General features: G+C 54.5%; 14 protein-coding genes, 1 tRNA gene and 1 pseudogene. 9 read left to right on the plus strand and 7 right to left on the minus strand.

Features of this window, described 5'->3' with window-relative positions; all coding sequences use genetic code 11:
- The first annotated feature begins 103 nt into the window (after positions 1 to 103).
- The 5 genes from A6F49_RS15360 to A6F49_RS15380 all read left to right on the plus strand — a co-directional run bounded on the left by A6F49_RS15360 (position 104) and on the right by A6F49_RS15380 (position 4,956).
- Positions 104 to 484, plus strand: coding sequence for a YraN family protein (locus A6F49_RS15360; RefSeq protein ID WP_043055472.1), 381 nt, complete (start codon positions 104 to 106; stop codon positions 482 to 484).
- Positions 485 to 2,071, plus strand: coding sequence for a YifB family Mg chelatase-like AAA ATPase (locus tag A6F49_RS15365; protein WP_043055471.1), 1,587 nt, complete (start codon positions 485 to 487; stop codon positions 2,069 to 2,071).
- Positions 2,064 to 3,254 carry a DNA-processing protein DprA gene (gene dprA / locus A6F49_RS15370; RefSeq protein ID WP_043055470.1) on the plus strand — a complete coding sequence of 397 codons (1,191 nt, stop codon included), beginning with the start codon at positions 2,064 to 2,066 and terminating at the stop codon, positions 3,252 to 3,254. Before A6F49_RS15365 ends, dprA begins: the two co-directional genes overlap by 8 nt.
- Positions 3,255 to 3,298: 44 nt before the next feature.
- Positions 3,299 to 4,249 (plus strand): tyrosine recombinase XerC, encoded by a 951-nt coding sequence (locus A6F49_RS15375; protein WP_043055469.1) that lies wholly within the window; start codon positions 3,299 to 3,301, stop codon positions 4,247 to 4,249.
- Positions 4,250 to 4,452: 203 nt separating this feature from the next.
- Entirely contained in the window at positions 4,453 to 4,956 is a 504-nt protein-coding gene (locus tag A6F49_RS15380) for a DUF3145 domain-containing protein (protein WP_043055468.1), read from the plus strand.
- A gap of 82 nt (positions 4,957 to 5,038) precedes the next feature.
- On the opposite strand, the gene fabF is transcribed toward A6F49_RS15380, so the two are convergent.
- The 6 genes from fabF to aceE form a co-directional block, all read right to left on the minus strand.
- Complete coding sequence (gene fabF, locus A6F49_RS15385) at positions 5,039 to 6,283, minus strand: beta-ketoacyl-ACP synthase II (RefSeq protein ID WP_043055467.1); 1,245 nt, start codon at positions 6,281 to 6,283, stop codon at positions 5,039 to 5,041.
- Between the two features lie 137 nt (positions 6,284 to 6,420).
- Positions 6,421 to 6,663 carry an acyl carrier protein gene (locus A6F49_RS15390; protein ID WP_043055466.1) on the minus strand — a complete coding sequence of 81 codons (243 nt, stop codon included), beginning with the start codon at positions 6,661 to 6,663 and terminating at the stop codon, positions 6,421 to 6,423.
- 83 nt (positions 6,664 to 6,746) lie between these two features.
- The gene (locus A6F49_RS15395) at positions 6,747 to 7,805 is read right to left on the minus strand and encodes a beta-ketoacyl-ACP synthase III (RefSeq protein WP_043055465.1); all 1,059 of its coding nucleotides are present in this window, start codon (positions 7,803 to 7,805) and stop codon (positions 6,747 to 6,749) included.
- An 8-nt stretch (positions 7,806 to 7,813) separates the two neighbouring features.
- Entirely contained in the window at positions 7,814 to 8,749 is a 936-nt protein-coding gene (locus tag A6F49_RS15400; RefSeq protein WP_043055464.1) for an ACP S-malonyltransferase, read from the minus strand.
- A 123-nt stretch (positions 8,750 to 8,872) separates the two neighbouring features.
- On the minus strand, positions 8,873 to 10,084 hold the full coding sequence (locus A6F49_RS15405) for a PucR family transcriptional regulator (RefSeq protein ID WP_043055463.1): 1,212 nt from the start codon (positions 10,082 to 10,084) through the stop codon (positions 8,873 to 8,875).
- Positions 10,085 to 10,460: 376 nt separating this feature from the next.
- Positions 10,461 to 13,211 carry a pyruvate dehydrogenase (acetyl-transferring), homodimeric type gene (gene aceE / locus A6F49_RS15410; protein ID WP_043055462.1) on the minus strand — a complete coding sequence of 917 codons (2,751 nt, stop codon included), beginning with the start codon at positions 13,209 to 13,211 and terminating at the stop codon, positions 10,461 to 10,463.
- A 266-nt stretch (positions 13,212 to 13,477) separates the two neighbouring features.
- Between aceE and A6F49_RS15415 the strand changes: the two genes are divergently transcribed.
- The 4 genes and pseudogenes from A6F49_RS15415 to A6F49_RS15430 form a co-directional block, all read left to right on the plus strand.
- Positions 13,478 to 13,915, plus strand: a complete 438-nt coding sequence (locus A6F49_RS15415; protein ID WP_043055461.1) for a DUF3052 domain-containing protein — start codon at positions 13,478 to 13,480, stop codon at positions 13,913 to 13,915.
- The gene (locus tag A6F49_RS15420) at positions 13,915 to 14,364 is read left to right on the plus strand and encodes a redoxin domain-containing protein (protein ID WP_043055460.1); all 450 of its coding nucleotides are present in this window, start codon (positions 13,915 to 13,917) and stop codon (positions 14,362 to 14,364) included. The genes A6F49_RS15415 and A6F49_RS15420 overlap by 1 nt, the downstream gene beginning before the upstream one ends.
- A 46-nt stretch (positions 14,365 to 14,410) precedes the next feature.
- Positions 14,411 to 14,483 (plus strand) — tRNA-Val (locus A6F49_RS15425).
- Between the two features lie 543 nt (positions 14,484 to 15,026).
- Positions 15,027 to 16,184: pseudogene (locus A6F49_RS15430) on the plus strand (IS110 family RNA-guided transposase); the annotation flags it as partial.
- Between the two features lie 409 nt (positions 16,185 to 16,593).
- On the opposite strand, the gene A6F49_RS15435 reads toward A6F49_RS15430, so the two are convergent.
- Positions 16,594 to 18,132: an acyltransferase family protein gene (locus tag A6F49_RS15435; protein WP_043055459.1), complete on the minus strand. Its 1,539-nt coding sequence runs from the start codon at positions 18,130 to 18,132 to the stop codon at positions 16,594 to 16,596.
- Positions 18,133 to 18,266 lie beyond the last annotated feature (134 nt).

Raw genomic sequence — 18,266 nt, forward strand, 5'->3', positions numbered from 1 at the left:
TTCCCGCAACGATTCAGTTGTGTTCTAGGTTATCCACATTCCCGTCTTACCATCGCCACAAAGTTGTGGCCTCCCTTCAGACTGAAGGTGGAGGTGAGGCTACATGACGATCAACCCCTCACAAAACGATCACATCGCATTAGGCGACTATGGCGAAGAAATCGCCATAGAAGCACTAACCAATGCTGGGTACCGGATTTTAGAGCACAATTGGCCAGCTCCTACCGGTGAAGTCGATATCATCGCTTACCAACGTCAGCAGCTGGTTGCCCTTGAAGTCAAGACTCGCTCAGGTATGGGCTTTGGTGACCCGTTGGGTTCAGTTTCGGCCACACAGCTGCGGCGCATCCAATGTGGTCTGCTGCACTATAAGCAAGCCGTTTACCCGAGATATGCCCATACCTCAATGCGTATCGATGTCGTTGGAATTTTGATTGATAGTAACGGGGAAATTGCCGCTGATTTACTGCAGGATGTGGGATAGATGGAGTCAGATGCCAAAACTCCTGTAGTACTCAACGTCGAATCACCCACAAGGATCGGTCGGACCTACAGCGTGGCGTTGAATGGAATGAATGGCCGTCTCGTCACGGTTGAAGCAGATATAGGCAATGCACTGCCAGGCTTTACCCTCTTAGGACTTCCGGATAAGTCGCTCCACGAGGCAAAAGACCGAATCCGAGCAGCAGCACGAAACACCGGGCTCCCTCTAACTCGACGGCATCTCACCGTCAACCTGGTACCGGCTTCATTACATAAGCGAGGTTCCCACTTCGATCTTGCAATTATTATGGCCGCCTGGGGAGCTGACTATACGGTCACGAACGAGTCAGGGCCGATTTTTCTCGCCGCTCTCGGTCTGGACGGTACTCTTCAAACGGCACCAGGTATCTTGCCAGCAGTTATGGCTGCAGTTGAAGCCGGGTATCCAGAAGTCGTTGTTGCCACCGCAGCTGAAGCTCAGGCGAACCTGGTCCTAGGAGCTCAGGTTCGAGCCTTTAGCCATCTTTCAGAAGTAGCCCATGCTTTTGGAGCACCTGTGGAACCTCGACGTGTTTCGTTCTTGCCAAGACAGAACGAACGATTGCAGGAAGAATCACGATTAGACCTAGCCGAAGTTCAAGGGCAACAGGAAGCACGGTGGGCCCTAGAAATTGCAGCTGCCGGGGGACACCATCTGCTGTTACAAGGACCGCCTGGTGCAGGTAAGACCATGTTGGCTCAGCGCTTGCCAACTATTTTGGCGGATATGGAACCACAAACCGCCTTGGAAAATGCGGCGGTCCATACGCTGCTGGACGGTGAAGACATCAGCGCACAGCTACTCACACGTCCGCCGTTTCAAGCACCCCATCACTCTGCTACTGCGACAGCACTGATTGGCGGCGGATCGGGCATCATTCGTCCTGGTGCAATATCCCGAGCACACGGGGGAGTGCTCTTCCTTGATGAAGCCGCAGAGTTCAACCGCGATGTCCTCGATATGCTCAGACAACCACTGGAAAGCGGCAAAGTAACGTTGGACCGTGCTCGTCACACCGTCGAGTTTCCAGCCCAATTTCAACTGGTACTAGCCACAAATCCATGTCCCTGCGGTTATGGTTACGGTGCTGGCCGAGACTGTCAGTGCACCTCAATACAGCGACGTCGATATGCAAATAAACTCTCTGGACCACTACTGGACAGGATTGACTTACAGGTCACGGTCCATCCGGTAACTTCACAACATCTATCGGCCATACAGTCTGCTGAATCATCTGCGACCGTAGCTCGGCGGGTCACTGAAGCCCTACAACGGAGTCGGCAACGGTTATCCCAATTTAGTCTGACTCGTAACCATCACATCCCCGCGCGACTATTCCGGGAACCAGCGTTGCAAGTGACCACAGAAGCCAGAAGTATCCTGGATCGCGCACTTGATGCTGGCGACATTACTGCACGAGGGTATGGTCGCGTTCTACGCGTAGCCTGGAGCATTGCGGATCTACTGCAAGCAGACCAACCCAGTGCCGAACACATAGACATGGCATTGTACCTACGGCTCAATACTTCCGGAGAACACCATGGTTGATCAAGAACTTCGCCGGGCACGTGCGGGCTTGACTCAGGTTATTGAACCTGCAGACGCATTAGGCGTCGTAGGCGCCCAAGCCTGGGGGCCTCAGCGACTGCTGGAAATTATTGAAGGTGCGACACCGAGCCAGCAAGATTGGAAAGCGCTGACTGAACATGACCCAAATGATGAAGAACTAGCTCAGAAGATCAGACGGAACCTCGGTGAGGCCATTGGACGATGGCGTCGTCGCAACAAGTACCTGAAGCCTGATGAAGCTTTAGGATACATCGCCAGGATTGGTGGACGGTTTATCATTCCAGAGGACAAGCAGTGGCCTGCTGCACTCGCGGATCTGGGAGTTACCGAACCTCTAGGTCTGTGGCTACTTGGCAATGGAGACATTCCATCCGCGGAAACCACCTTAGGACTCGTTGGCTCCCGAGAAGCAACCTATTATGGTGAGACAGCTACGAAGATGCTGGCTATTAAAGCGCGTCAGAAGGGCATTACGGTGTTATCTGGTGGAGCCTACGGAATTGACGCTCACGCTCATCGCCATGCGTTAGCCGTCCAGGGCCAGGGAGTCCCAACCGTCGGGGTGCTTGCAGGTGGACTAGACCGCCTGTATCCGGCGGGTAACACAGATCTTCTCCGTGAGATTACACGAGATGGTGTCCTTATCACCGAGATGCCCCCGGGCATGCGGCCCAATCGATATCGATTCTTGAATAGAAATAGGCTCATTGCGGCTCTGTCGGCAGTAACTATCGTAGTCGAGGCGCGGTACCGTTCTGGTGCATTGAACACGGCAAATCATGCCCACGAGCTTGGCAGGTTAGTTGGTGCAATACCGGGACCCATTCAGGTACCAACTTCAGCAGGATGTCATCGACTCATCAAAGAGACACCAACGATGCTTATCGATGACCCCGCCGATCTTGACTCCCTCTTTGGCGAACCGTTCAGGACTGATACCACCGTTGCTTATCTCGAACCTTCGCGCGACCACGACGTGCTGAATGTTGAAGAGCTGTTAGTTTTGGAAGCGCTACCGGTACGACAAAGAACTACTATCGAACATTTGTGCGGCATCACAGGTCTCGCGGTACCATCCATTACAGGTATTCTGACGAAACTTGAGCGACATGAGCTTGCAGAGCAAGAAGCCGGTATGTGGCGAAAGCAGAGAAACACCTGACGAGAGTGCTTTGTAGCGGAGCGGTTTCATGCCAGAGTAAAAATATGGAGAGCCACCTGTCATCCCAAGATGCTGCACTCATAGACGAGTACTGTCACTATTTAGAGCACCAAATGAATCGTGCCGCTCACACCATCAAATCATATCGATCTGATCTCATCGGATTAGCCACTGACTTGATGGCAGAGCAGGTTGAATCCATCGATGTCTTCCGCCATGTGACATTAGACGATCTGAGAATGTGGTTGGCGCATCTTAATCGGTCCGGGATGAGTAGGACGACGATTGCTCGAAAAACTACGGCAATTCGTCAGTTCATGTCGTGGTTAGTTCGTCAGGATATTCGGCACGATAATCCCGCAGCTCGGCTGGTTGCCTCCAAACAATCGTCTCGACTGCCAAGCACACTTACCCAGTCACAAATCCGGCAAATACTTGATACCTTACACGCACGCGTTCTTGATCAAGACGAGAGCGAGCTCAATCCGATTGCGCTCAGGGATCTTGCAATGGTAGAAGTGCTGTACTCAACCGGTATTCGCGTCGCGGAGCTGGCAGGACTCGACATCGACGACGTAGATTTCTCACGCGCGATGATCAAAGTAACAGGTAAAGGCAATAAGCAACGGGTAGTGCCGTTAACAACTCCTGCAGTAAAAGCGCTGAAAACTTGGTTGAGCATTGGCCGACCCTCAGTTATTGCTGACAAACCACACACTCCTGCGATTTTTCTAGGAATTCGTGGAGGGCGCATCGGCGTACGTCAGATACGTGAAGTGGTTAATGACATGCTGCAAGAATTAGGTGACACCTCCGCCTCAGGAGTCCACGTCCTTCGGCACACGGCAGCTACACATTTACTCGATGGTGGGGCCGACTTACGCTCAGTTCAAGAACTGTTGGGCCACGAATCCTTACAAACAACGCAGCTCTACACACACGTATCAATAGAACGCCTACGTCAGGGGTATAAACAGGCACACCCGCGTGCATAGGCGAAGCCCAGCAAGGGCTTATCTATGCGTCGTTAAGTTGACGGTCCGTATTGTGTGTCGTATTTTTGCCACGTTACGTCATCTGTCAACTTGGTGGTGGCTATATCGATTGTCATCGGGCATAATGGTTGCTGTTAGTTCATTCGGATCCGTGTATCCAGTGGTCGTAGGGGAAGACGTACCGCTAGTAACGGAGGATCGGAATGTCTGACATCGAAGCAAGAGGAGTACTCTACGTACACTCTGCCCCTGCAGCCCTCTGCCCACATATTGAATGGGCAGTCGGGGCTGCTTTGGGTGCCCAGGAAAAATTAGAATGGGAATCCCAGCCGGCAGCCCCCGGTACTTACCGTGCTGAGATCAATTGGATTGCATCTCAGGGTAGTGGGGCTAAATTGGCGTCGTCACTTCGTGGCTGGGCACATTTGCGCTACGAAATTACTGAGGAAGCCTCACTGGGATCGGACGGTTCCAGGTGGTCGCACACCCCAGAACTGGGTATCTTCCATGCCACAACTGACGTAACCGGCAATATCATGGTCTCAGAAGACCGCATTCGCTATGCCTACGAACAAGCAAATGGCGACCCGTCTGCTGTCTACCACGAGCTTTCATTGGCTTTGGGGGAGGCCTGGGACGAAGAATTAGAACCTTTCCGGCAGGCAGCTGATGGTGCGAACGTCCGTTGGCTCCATCGGGTAGGCTAGCCCTCCACGACGATCCTTCATTAACAGTGAAGGTCGGTTCCCAAGCGGAAACCGACCTTCGCTGTTTTGTTTAATTCTGTGTTTAGTAGCTACGGAACGCAACAACCGCGTTGTGACCACCAAAGCCAAAGGAATTACTCATTGCGGCAATGTCGCCGGAGGGAAGCTCAGCTGGCTGACCGTGAACCACATTCAGTGGAATATCTGGATCTTGATTATCCAAGTTGATCGTGACCGGCGCCTTGCGGTGGTAGATAGCAAGCACCGTCAGGATTGCTTCAATTGCACCTGATGCACCGAGCAAGTGACCTGTTTGAGACTTCGTCGCCGAAACCAGCACATTATCAAGATGACCGGCAAAAACGGATTTCATTGCTATATACTCTGGGCGATCACCGACCGGAGTGGATGTGGCGTGAGCATTGACGTGGAAGATTTCGTCCATCCGTATGTCGCCTGATTCGAGGGCTGCGCGGATAGCACGAGATGCGCCCATACCTTCAGGGTCTGGTGCAGTTATATGGTGAGCATCAGAGGTAACACCTGAACCAGCAAGCACGGCGTAGATCTTGGCGCCACGCGCCCGCGCATGCTCTTCAGATTCCAGCACCAGTGCACCGGCTCCTTCGCCGAGTACGAAGCCGTCACGGTCGGTGTCGTACGGACGCGATGCTGCCTGTGGATCGTCGTTGCGCTTGGACAGGGCCTGCATTGCGGCGAATCCCGCAATTGGCAGCGGATGGATAGCTGCTTCAGCTCCACCGGTGATGACCACATCAGCCTGTCCAGTTTCGATCAGACGACGGGCGTTGTCCATAGCCTCTGTGCCGGAGGCACAAGCTGAGACCGTGGTGAGTGCACCGCCGCGGGCCGAAACATCCATGGAGATAGCTGCTGCTGCACCATTTGGCATGAGCATTGGGACGGTCATTGGTAGCACACGACGGGGTCCACGTTCGCGTAGGTTGTCCCAAGAGTCCAACAGGGTCCATACGCCACCGATGCCGGTTCCGAATGCGACCGCGAGTCGTTCCGACTCCACCGACGATTCGTCGAGCCCTGAGTCGGCCCACGCTTCGCGTGCTGCGACTAGGCCCATCTGTGTGGTGGGATCCATCCGACGTGCTTCGACGCGTGAGAGTACTTCGGTTGGTTTGTTCGTGAGCTGCGCTGCAAAAGTTACAGGCAGGTCATATTGTTCTACCCAGTCTTCTTCTATTGGCCGCGCACCAGAGGTACCTGCCAGGGCGTTTGCCCACATGGTGTCTACGTCGCCACCGATTGGGGATGTAGCGCCAAGACCGGTAATTACGGCTTTACGGGTCATATCCAATGCCTCGATTAATTGTTGGCCAACAGTGCGGCCAGGGTTTCAGAGTTTTCGTGAAGTAGTCGGCGGCCTAGCGGGCCGGGAAAGGTCCCGGCCCACCGCTCATGGCGGACTGCAGGGTCCGTCTTGTGCCGTTAGGAAGCGTTGGCGATGAACTCGACAGCATCCTGAACGGTCTTGAGGTTTTTGACTTCTTCGTCAGGGATTTTCACGTCGAACTTTTCTTCGGCGTTGACGACGATGGTCATCATCGAGATTGAGTCGATGTCGAGGTCGTCGGTGAAGTTTTTATCCAGCTGGACTTCTTCAGTTTCCAGACCGGTTTCTTCGTTGACGATTTCGGCTAGGCCGGAGAGAATGTCGTCTTTGTTAGCCATGAGCAGCTCCTTGTAAGTAGGCGTGCAAGAAAAATCTTTGCACTATTTCGGACTATGTTGTGGTCAGGACAGGCTGTCTGGACTTAGGGAAGCCGTACAACCTGGGCGCCGTAGACCAGCCCGGCGCCGAAACCAATTTGAAGGGCCAAACCACCAGATAATTCTGGTTGTTCTTCTAGTAAGCGGTGCATCGCTAGTGGAATTGAGGCCGCTGAGGTGTTGCCCGCATCTGCGATATCGCGTCCGATGGCAACGTGATCGGGAAGTTTGAGTTGTTTGGCGAACTCGTCGATGATGCGCATATTCGCCTGGTGTGGCAGGAATGCAGCAAGATCTTCTGGTTCTACGCCGGCGTCAGCTAACGTCTGTTTGGCTACTTTAGCCATTTCCCATACAGCCCAGCGAAAGACTGAAGGGCCCTCTTGACGCAGAGTAGGCCATACGCTGCCTTGACTACCGGGCTCAACGATTGCAGTTGCATCGCCAGTTCGTTCGACTTCCTGGATGATATTCCGCATTTCGATGCTGGAGCGTGTCATGCGAATCATGTCCCAGTCTTCACCCTTGGAACCCCAGTTGGATTTGGAGATCCCCGGTTCATCGGAAGCCCCAACGACAACTGCCCCGGCACCATCACCGAGAAGGAACGAAATCGAGCGGTCAGTGGGATCCACGAAGTCGGAGAGTTTTTCGGCACCAATGACCAAAACATAGTCGGCCATACCGGAGCGCACCAAGGAGTCTGCTTGAGCAACGCCGTAGCAGTAGCCCGCGCAGGCTGCTGAAATATCATATGCGGGAACGTGAATTCCTAGCTCTCCTGCGATGACAGCAGCAGCTGAGCCGGTGGGGTAGGGGAACGTTACCGTGGCAACAATGACAGCGCCGATATTGGCCGCTTCGAGACCTGCTCGTTCAATCGCCTGTTGTCCTGCTTCGAGTGCCATATCAGTCAAGCTGGTCTCAGCATCTGCACGCTGGCGAGTGACGATACCGGTGCGTTGGCGGATCCATTCATCGGAAGAATCGATTGGTCCTGCCAGATCATCATTAGTGACACGCTTAGAGGGGCGATAACCGCCAACAGCTAGAATTCGGCTAGCAGTATTTGTCGTGTATTGATTTAACGTTGCTGTGGACACAAAAAACCTTACGCTGAGATGGTCTGGGTATGTTCGGCGATGAACTGTTGGGCCTTTTCAAGATCCGCAGGTGTCTTGATTGCGAGCGTCTTGACACCTTTCATAGCGCGGCGTGCAATGCCGGTCAAAGTACCGCCCGGCAAAAGTTCGATTACGCCTGTGACACCTTTATCAATCATGGTCTGCTGGCACAGATCCCAGCGAACCGGTGAAGTGACCTGACTGACCAGACGGTTCAAGAATTCTTGGCCTGTTGTTACCAGCGTGCCATCCCTGTTTGAGGCCAAAGCCACTACAGGATCTTGCGTGGTGAGTCCTTGAGCAAATGCATCAAGTTCCGCAACCGCTGGTTCCATATATTGCGTGTGGAATGCTCCTGCGACCTTGAGTTCGATTACTCGGGTCTTTTCCATTGGGTTTTCGGCAAGCGCTGCTAGGGCTTCTTTAGAGCCTGCGGCAACGACTTGCCCACCGCCATTGACGTTCGCCGGTGTGATGCCGTGGTCTTCTAGATACGAAATGACTTCGTCTTGGTCACCACCTAGGACTGCTGCCATGCCCGTGGGTTCTTCGGCTGCGGCGGCCGCCATGCCTTGCGCTCGTACCCGAACGAACTCTAATGCGTCAACGGGAGAGAGCACCCCAGCTAGTCCAGCTGCGGTGATTTCTCCGACTGAGTGACCGGCAGTCATCCAGGAAGTTGTGTTGAGGTTCTCGACTTCGAGTGCCTGAGCTGCCAGGAGTCCGGCTGCCACGATCAGTGGTTGCGCTACCGCGGTATCTTTGATGGTCTCTTCATCAGAGGTCGTTCCGTGGGTTGCTAGATCGACGCCAGTGGCTTCTGACCATTGGCTGAGGGTTTCAGAAATGCCGGGCAGTTCGAGCCACGGTTCCAGAAAGCCTGGAGTCTGAGAGCCCTGTCCAGGGCACACGATTGCGAGCATAGATTCAACTCTTCCAAATTCTTCGGACATAACCAGTCAAGCTAGCCCACGAGTATACGCAATGTTTTTGTAGGTTTCCTACAAAATCGATTGGAGTTCACTCAGAGGTGTTCCTGTTCCTGGTCACTGTTCTGGCTGGTTTAAGACCGTATCAAGTCTACCCGTCATGAGCGCTACTTGTAGGACATATGCATCTCTTGGCGATGTTGGATCCCATCCAGTCAGCTCAGCGACGCGCTTGAGTCGATAACGCACAGTGTTGGCGTGAATGAATAATTGACGCGCCGTAGCTTCTAATGATCCTCCCGTGGTCGTGTAGACATCCACAGTCTCTAACAGGGAATGTCCTGCACGGGATAGTGGTCGATAGACCTGACTGGTTAGTGCTGCTCGCGCCACCGTATCGCCATTTAGGGCCCGTTCCGGTAAGAGCTCGGAAGCAGCTACGGGCCGTGGAGCAGCGGGCCAAGCCGGAGCCGCGGAAAATCCTTCAAGAGCTTCCTGAGCAGAGATGGGTGCATCGACCAATGAGTCAACGATCCGGCCGTAGACGATAGGCCCCTCACCAAAGCCGCGTTGAATGGTCTTCGTGTCGGCTTCAACATCATTGACATCACCCAGTACGATGACGAGCCGATCTGAAAGGACACCAATTAGAATTTCTAAGTCGGCACGCGTAGCAATTTCGCGAAGCTTGGCAACCAATTGAGGTTCCTCAAGCTGATCTGGCTGGCCGACCATGACCGTAATGCCACGGTTTGCTTTCCAACCGGTTGCTGCTGCTCGTGACCGTATCTCATCGGCGCGGTCCCCTGCCAGGATGGAATCTAATAAGAGCGCTTCTAATCTGGCGTCCCAGGAGCCTCGAGTTTCAGCAGCGCGAGCATAAACTTCTGCAAGTGCGAACGCGATCTCTCGCGAGTAGAAGACCACTGCATACCTGGCTGCTGCTTTATCAGGTTCCGCAACGATCGCTGGTACCTGGGTTTCAACCACCTGCAGGACCGTGCGGAGGAGTTGTACCGCCTGCTGGAGAGACACGGTACGTGAGAGTTCTGTTGGCGCGTTGCCGAATACCGAATGCAGTACTCCGGATACTGAGGTCTTGACGGTGTTCTCGCTGTGTTCGAACCAATCGGCGAACGTAGTGAGTCCTTGTTGCGCGATTTCGCCCAGACTTGCTCGTTGGTTTGCTGGCAAATCGCGATACCAAGGTAGTGAAGTGTTGAGCTGATGTAAGACCGCAGTTTTGAGCTCACCAAGATGGGCACGCACCGCGGCTTTTGCCTCGGCGGAGACCGGTCTGGGAATTTTGGCGGTCCAACTATTCTTCACTTACTTGGCAACCTCCGACTATCTTCGATCGATTTTGTGTGCCACGTAATCGATGTTCTTATCGCTTCGCCTAGACAAATTACTGAGGATTGCTTAGGTATCGAGTACTGCAGGCAGTTCTATATCCTCTGCAATCGGGTCAGACAATACGAGGCCGCAGGACTCTCCAAAGGAACCGTCACCACTGGGATGGATCTCCGCTGTGCGGATTAGGTCGGCAGTTTGGACTCGCGTAGCTGTGCCTGCAACGTGCGAAGAATCGTTAAGCACGCACACTATCGTAGCTCAGCTATGGAACTCTGTGCTGTTAAACATTCTGGCTGCTGGAGTGAACCAGCAGCCAGAGTGAGCTCGTTATGAAGGCACAGGTATGAGGCTAGGCGTCGCCACCTGCGGTTCCGGTGGTACCGGCGTTGACATCATCAAGGCGGTACTGTGCGAAAGCAGTTGCGGCAGTGCCCTTGTCGACTTTGCCATCTTCTTCCAACAGTTGCAGCGCGCGCACCACAACAGAGTGGGTGTCGATACCGAAGTAGCGACGTGCAGCGGCGCGAGTGTCAGAGAAACCGAAGTCATCGGCACCAAGGGTGGCGAATTTGTTCGGAATGTACTGACGGATCTGATCCGGCAGTAAGGTAGCGAAGTCAGTGGTTGCTACTACTGGACCCTCGGTTTCTTGCATCACCTGGGTGACGTATGGAATCCGTGGTTCTTGATCTGGTTTCAGTAGCTGATCACGTTCAGCAGCGACAGCGTCGCGGCGCAGTTCGTTCCAGCTAGTGACCGACCAAACGTCTGCAGACACACCCCAGTCGTTGGCTAGGACCTCGGCAGCTTCGATAACCCATGGCAGCGAGACACCCGAACCCATGAGCTGAACCTTCGGTCCACCAATATCAGAGGTCGAGAAGCGGTAGATACCCTTCAACAGACCCTCAATATCGATACCTTCTGGTTCGTCGAGGTGAGTGATTGGCTCGTTGTAGACGGTGATGTAGTACATCACGTTACGAACGTGATCGCCCATATCGTGGTCACCGTACATCTCGTGCAGACCATTGCGCATAATGTGTGCAATTTCGTATGAGAATGCCGGGTCGTAGTGCTTTACGCCGGGGTTGGTTCCAGCAAGGATCGGCGAGTGGCCGTCCATGTGCTGTGTACCTTCACCGGCAAGGGTGGTGCGTCCTGCGGTTGCACCGATCACGAAACCACGAGTCAGCTGGTCGGCTGCAGCCCAGAAGCTATCACCGGTGCGCTGGAATCCGAACATCGAGTAGAAGATGTAAATCGGAATCATGATCTCGCCGTGGGTTGAGTACGACGTACCTGCAGCAGTCAGCGCTGAGGTCGCGCCAGCTTCGTTAATGCCCACGTGCCACAGCTGACCTTCTGGGGATTCCTTATACGACAGGAATAGGTCACGGTCAACTGACATGTAGTTCTGACCGCGTGGGTTATAAATCTTCGCGGTCGGGAAGAACGAGTCCATACCGAACGTACGTGCCTCATCTGGGATGATCGGCACGATGCGCTTACCAATGTTCTTGTCACGCATCAGGTCGCGAAGCAGGCGAACGAATGCCATGGTGGTAGCAATCTGCTGTTTGCCGGAACCCTTGCGAGCGTGCTTATACGTCGACTCTGGAGGTAGCGGCAGAGGATCGTATTTCTTCCGGCGTTCCGGTACAAATCCACCGAGCTGACGGCGACGCTCTTGCATGTACTTAATTTCTTCAGCGTCTTGACCGGGATGGTAGTACGGCATGGCGTACTGATCCTTTTCGATCTGTGCATCAGAGATCGGGATGCGGTGACGATCACGGAAGATCTTGATCTCGTCAATCGTCATTTCTTTCATCTGGTGGGTCGCGTTGCGGCCTTCGAACCCAGTGCCCAGGCCGTAGCCCTTAATGGTGTGGGCAAGAATTACCGTTGGTTTGCCATTGTATTCAACAGCTGCCTTGTATGCGGCGTAGACCTTCTTGTAGTCGTGGCCACCGCGCTTCAGGCCCCAAATCTCATCGTCAGTCATGTCGGCGACGAGTTCTTTGGTCGTTGAAGAACGACCGAAGAAGTGTTCGCGTACGAAGCCACCGGATTCAGCCTTGTAAGTCTGGTAGTCACCGTCTGGGGTTTCGTTCATGACGCGAACGAGTTCACCGGTGTCATCGGCTTCCAATAGTGGGTCCCATTCACGACCCCACAGGACTTTGATGACGTTCCAGCCAGCGCCACGGAAGGATGCTTCAAGCTCCTGGACAATCTTGCCGTTACCGCGGACCGGCCCGTCGAGACGCTGCAGGTTACAGTTGATCACGAACGTGAGGTTATCCAGTTTGTTGTTTGCAGCAATGTGCAGCGCGCCACGGGATTCAGGCTCATCCATTTCACCGTCACCCAGGAATGCCCAAACGTGCTGGTCTGAGGTGTCCTTGATTCCGCGATCATGGATGTACCGGTTGAACTGCGCCTGGTGAATAGCATTCAAGGGGCCGAGACCCATTGAGACGGTTGGGAACTGCCAAAAGTTATCCAGCATCTTCGGGTGCGGATACGACGGCAGACCATTTGGAGCCTGAGACTTTTCTTGACGGAAACCATCAAGCTCTTTTTCGCTTAAACGGCCCTCGAGGAAAGCCCGTGCATAGTTACCGGGGGAGGAGTGGCCCTGGAAAAAGATCTGGTCACCGCCGCCAGGATGGTCCTGTCCGCGGAAGAAATGGTTTAGACCAACTTCGTACAGGGTCGCCTGACCGGCATATGAGGAAATGTGGCCACCAACGCCAACTCCGTCACGCTGTGCTCGCTGCACAATGGCAGCTGCGTTCCAGCGCAGGTAGTTGCGGTAACGGCGTTCTAGTTCTTCATCGCCTGGATATTCTGGTTCCTGATCGGCAGGAATGGTGTTGACATAGTCAGTGGTGGTGACCATCGGCACGGCAACAGATTTGGTGCCGGCACGCTGCAACAGTTGGCGCATGATGTACTCGGCGCGTTCCGTTCCGGCGATTTCAACCAAGCTGTCAAAGGATTCGATCCATTCAGATGTTTCCTCAGGATCTTTATCGGGTGCGTGGTCGGTCAAACCACTTAGGATGTCAGAGCTTTCTTCAGCTGTGCTCACTGCTGACCTCTTTCTTTCACTAACGACTATTGTGTCTTGTCGTTTACTGGCACGCATATGATCGCGGTTGTGATCAATTGCGTCACGTCAAAGGGACCTCAAAGGGGATTCTACCCTTGTCCATCCATTCGGAGGGGTAATCAGTACTCGTTACGTCAACTGCAACCTCTCGCGGTGCAATCTAGAACACAATAAGATGGCAAGATGTTGCTAATACCTCAAGAATTTTGAAAAATAGAGTAACCACAATTTGTAAAAGGAGTGTTGTGAGCAACTCGGCGTCTGGTAAAAACCCAGATAACAATCATTATATTGCTGAACTCGAACTAGCTGTTGGTGATGTGATCCAAGAGCTGGGATGGGACGAAGATATCGACTTCGAGTTCCGAAACGGTTTAGAGGACGCCCTGGGCGAAGAGTTCCTCACTGAAGAGGACCGAGAGCCAGTCGACGCAGTGCTCCTATGGTGGCGAGACGACGATGGTGATGTCGCCGACCTCACTGATGCCCTTGAAGATGCCACGACCAACCTCGATGAGGACGCGCCAATTTGGTTGCTGGTGCCTCGGGCCTCGCAGCCAGGTCATGTATCTCCAACAGACATTTCTGAAGCCGCCACTGTAGCTGGTTTTCGTGCCACTACCACTGCAGGTGTTTCCGAAGACTGGTTGGCAACCCGACTCGAACCTGCGGTTGCACACTAGTGACAGTTCCCGCATTACGCGATCAATACGGGCAGGAATGGCTCTTTCCTCCCGTTGAGGGGCCGGATCAGCCAGGTCATGATGTCACCTGGCTGATCTTCATTCCAGGCGCCTACACGCCCGTGTGCATGTCAGAACTAGACCAAGTGAATGATCTTGCTCACCAGTTGACTGATATGAGTGTAGGTCTGCGACTTATAGCGCCGGACTCAGTGCCTGTTTTGCGTCTGGTTTCTGACCAGTTTGACCTGCGGGTTCCGTTTCTTTCTGACTTCTGGCCTCACGGCGCCGCTGCAAAACACTACGGAATCCTTGACGAAACCACGGGACGGCCCAAGCGGGTTAGCGTGCTGATTAGCCGTAAAGGCGACGTGCTGGAAACGATTACCGCTATGAGTGGAGCCCGCAACATGACGGAGCACCTTTCGGTTTTGCAAAACAAAAAATAATGGGCTACTATTGAATCTTGTTGCAGGGCGGAAACGTCAAGCACAGGGGTCTTTAGCTCAGCTGGTAGAGCAACTCGTTTACACCGAGTAGGTCATCGGTTCGATCCCGGTAGGACCCACCGAAAAGAAACCGTCTCACATCGTTGCAATCATGCGGATGTGGACGGTTTTCTTCTTGCGATATGGCTATTCATCGAGAACCCTGAGAACCTTTATTTAGGGTCTCTTGTAGTCCGATAATGCGGCTTGTAGGACCTCGACCGCCACAATTCCGCCACAAGAATTGACCGGCGCGAAGCGCCAAGGTCAACACTAGAAGCCCCTCAAAAACCCTCCCCAAAATAATATCGGCGAAAACCTCGCACGCGTTACTTAACTATCCCTTACTTAAAGTAATGAGGGCATTTTAGAGAGCTGGGTCCGACGATTTTTTTAAAACGGAGGAGGAGAATCTAGGTCACCAAAGGGTGTAGGTACATTGGGTGTAGGTCTTGGGCAACTTACGGCCGATGGTCGTGGGAAATCCTTTGCCGACGGCGGTAGGCAATTCTCTGCCGACGGTGACTGTTCTTCTAATTCCATCTCTGAGTCGTCTGGGAATGGTTCATCCCATGCCAGGATGTAGATGTTCGAACTGAAACTTCCACTATTTTTCTTGCGGCGCTGTTGGGTGCGCGCTGACAGCCACTGGCGATCGACTTTACGATCGGGAATTACCTCAAGACGAGACCGACTTGCGGGCTGTGATTGAGCAGCTGCAGGCCCATGGCGAGGTGCTGGTGGTAGTGGATCAGCCCAACACCATCGGTGCGTTAGCCATTGCGGTGGCTCGCGATTGCGGGGCCACCGTGGCGTATTTGCCAGGTTTGGCGATGCGCAAGGCTGCTGATCTGTATCCGGGACGTTCTAAGACCGATGCCCGCGATGCGTTCATCATCGCGGATACTGCTAGAACGATGCCCCACACGCTTCGAGCGGTGGACCGGGACTCCGACCTGCTCTCCGCGTTGAAAGTCCTGGCCGGGTTTGATGATGACCTGGCCCGAGAATGCACTCGAGCCATCAACCGACTGCGCTCACTGTTGGTGCAGATCTATCCGTCCTTAGAACAGGTGTTCACCGGCACGATCCTGACCCGACCGATCGTCCTGGAGTTGCTGATCCGGTACCACGGACCACAGGGCCTCATGACGGCTGGGAAGTCGGGGGTGAAACGCTGGGCCAAAAACCACACCCGCAAAGACCCCTCGGTGCTGATTGATCAGATCTTTGCCGCACTGGCTAAGCAAACGGTCACCGTGCCCGGGGCCGCCACCGTGGAGCTGATCATCCCAAGGGTGGCAACCCAGATCAAAGAACTCAAGGCCCAACGCGCCCTGGTAGCCCAAGAAGTAGAGGAAATGGTCGATGCCCACCCTCTTACCCAGGTTGTGATTTCCATGCCAGGAGTCGGAAGCAAGACCGCCGCCACCATCCTGGCCACCGCAGGAGACTTCAGCTCCTTCCCCACACCAGGCCACCTCGCGGCCTACGCTGGCATCGCACCAGTCACGCGACGCTCTGGGACCTCCATCCGCGGGGAATTCCCGGCACGCTCTGGCAACAAGCAACTCAAAAATGCGTTGTTCCGATTCGCCTGGGTGGCCTCCTGCCACGACCCTGTATCGAAAGCCTATTACGAGAAGAAACGTGCTGAAGGCAAGAAACACAACGCCGCGGTCATCTGTTTGGCCCGCTGACGACTCAACGTGCTGTATGCGATGGTCCGAGACGGCAGCCTCTACCAAGCTGCTCCCGAAAACATCCCGCAAGCGGCTTGACTTTAAGCATAGGGACACCCCCGCTTACGCGGGGAGTATCATGCTTACGCATGATCTTCACGCTTTCACGTGATACGGGCCACCCGACCTGAGTACTTTCCTAAAAGTAAAGGACAAAAAATCCCGACCTACCAGTCGATAGTGACCAGTAGGGCGGGGGTTCTTCCTACCAGCTTCCCACGGTGGGATGTTAGTGGTAGGTGGGTGGGGTGTCACCATCGAAGTAGGTGGCGATCTGGGCTAGGGCTTCGGCTTCAGTGTCACCAAAAGCGGCGGTAAACTGAAAGCCCTACACCGCCACTTCGTTGGTAGCATACGGAACCCGCCAGGCAATGCGCTTAGCGGGTCTAGTGTTTTCAGGGTGCTTTTTGGGGTTGTTTTTGGAGTACTCCATTTTCGGGGCCTATTTTCAGTCAAATAACCAGCTCACGGTTTCCCGTAATTCTGCTTCAATCAGTGCGGTCATCGTGGCTACGTACTGGTTGGTCAGGTGGGAGCCGTCATACCAGACGACGACGTTTCCAACCACGGCCGGACACTGGTCTAATCCTGTGGTCGCGCCTTCTGGGCAAACGTGTTCGAGCAGGTCGATGTGGTGTGCCCCAGCGGGTAGATCTTCGTGCTCGAGCGGGTTGATCTCGGCGAGCTGTTCCGTGGTCGCCCCGCAGTCTTCTGGGGAGCCTCCGTCGGCCAGACAGTCATCGACGCGTTCACCGGGGCGGGGTGTGCCGCGTACCAGCAAGAGTTCGGCACTGGTGTTGGTTATTTGTTCCCACCGGTGTTGTGCGCCCTCATGGATGCGTTCCGGGCTTTCGGAGAAGACTCTGGTGCCGTTGGCGATCACCAGGTCGACGTCGTGGTTTTCTAACCAGTCGATGTAATTGTCATTCCAAGAGTTACAGGACGCGGTGTCAGGGTTGTCGGAGTTCATGAACACGCACGCGTCTTTATTCACTACCAGCAATTCCCAGTTGTATTCGGCTGCGAGGGCTTCGAGGGCTGCATGCCAGTGGACTGAGTGGGAGCCGCCGGAGATGACGACAGTAGCAGTGGGGTCGTCGGGTTTGTTGGGGTCTTCGCACACGGTGACTTCGTCAAGGCCTGGATCGTTTCCGAGTTTTTGGACACAACTCTGGTCGTAGATCGTGGCTTGCTGGGCTGTCAGCTCTTCGACAGCAGGCAGGTAGTTGATCCCCTCCGGTGTGGTGTATTGGTTTGTGGTGGCCATAGCGCCAGGGTGGGTTTCCCAATCCCAGTCATCAAACACGTTAGCGGTCTGGTTATGGGGCTGCTGGAGCACCAAGGTGGCCCCGGTTCCAGCTACGATGATCGACCCTGCAGCTGCGGCGACCACCACCTTGTTGATCCGGCGGGCGTCCACCCCAGTGCGTTGAGTTTGACGTCGTTTGAGGGGTTGTTCGATATACCGGAACGTCAGCATCGCCAGCACGACGGTGACAGCGAGAATCACCAGGGCGCCACGCCAGCTAATGGCATCGCGGTCGCGAAGTTCTAGGTAGTAGATCAGTATCGGCCAATGCCACAGGTAGAGGCCGTAGGCGTGGTCCCCGATCCAGGCCAAGGGTTTATTGGAGAGGAATCTGGTGGCCGTCTGTTCAGGGTCGTGGTGGCCGCCCAGTGGGCCTGCTGAGATCAGCACCAGGGTGAGCCCGGCCAGAGGGTAGAGTGCCCATGGACCGGGGAACAGTTGTGCCCCGTCGAAGATGAACCCAGTGGTGACCACCATACCCAGTCCCAGCCACCCGGCAGGGACACGGAGAGGTTGGGGGAGCCGGATAGTGCCACCAGCCAGCGCTAGGAGCCCGCCGAAGGCTAACTGCCAGGCTCGGGTGGTGGTCATCAGGTAGTTTTCGTCTTGGTTGAAGGACCCAACGTAGATGGCATAAACGAACGAAGCTACGAACACTACCCCGATAAGGATGGCCATCACTCTGTGGTCTGCCCTGCGTTTTTCGGACACCTTGTTGATGGGTTTTCTTTAGGCTGCGGTGGCAAGCTGGAGTCCACCATAGTGGACCTCGGCGGGCCGTTGGTAATCTAACGCTGAGTGACGTCTACGAG

It is taken from the genome of Enteractinococcus helveticum, from assembly GCF_001657475.1.
GTDB classification, from domain to species: domain Bacteria; phylum Actinomycetota; class Actinomycetes; order Actinomycetales; family Micrococcaceae; genus Yaniella; species Yaniella helvetica.

Coding starts and splice junctions, on each gene's coding strand:
- A6F49_RS15360 (WP_043055472.1), top strand. CDS start 104: ATGACGATCAACCCCTCACAAAACGATCACATCGCATTAGGCGACTAT.
- A6F49_RS15365 (WP_043055471.1), top strand. CDS start 485: ATGGAGTCAGATGCCAAAACTCCTGTAGTACTCAACGTCGAATCACCC.
- dprA (WP_043055470.1), top strand. CDS start 2,064: ATGGTTGATCAAGAACTTCGCCGGGCACGTGCGGGCTTGACTCAGGTT.
- A6F49_RS15375 (WP_043055469.1), top strand. CDS start 3,299: ATGGAGAGCCACCTGTCATCCCAAGATGCTGCACTCATAGACGAGTAC.
- A6F49_RS15380 (WP_043055468.1), top strand. CDS start 4,453: ATGTCTGACATCGAAGCAAGAGGAGTACTCTACGTACACTCTGCCCCT.
- fabF (WP_043055467.1), bottom strand. CDS start 6,283: ATGACCCGTAAAGCCGTAATTACCGGTCTTGGCGCTACATCCCCAATC.
- A6F49_RS15390 (WP_043055466.1), bottom strand. CDS start 6,663: ATGGCTAACAAAGACGACATTCTCTCCGGCCTAGCCGAAATCGTCAAC.
- A6F49_RS15400 (WP_043055464.1), bottom strand. CDS start 8,749: ATGCTCGCAATCGTGTGCCCTGGACAGGGCTCTCAGACTCCAGGCTTT.
- A6F49_RS15435 (WP_043055459.1), bottom strand. CDS start 18,132: ATGGCCATCCTTATCGGGGTAGTGTTCGTAGCTTCGTTCGTTTATGCC.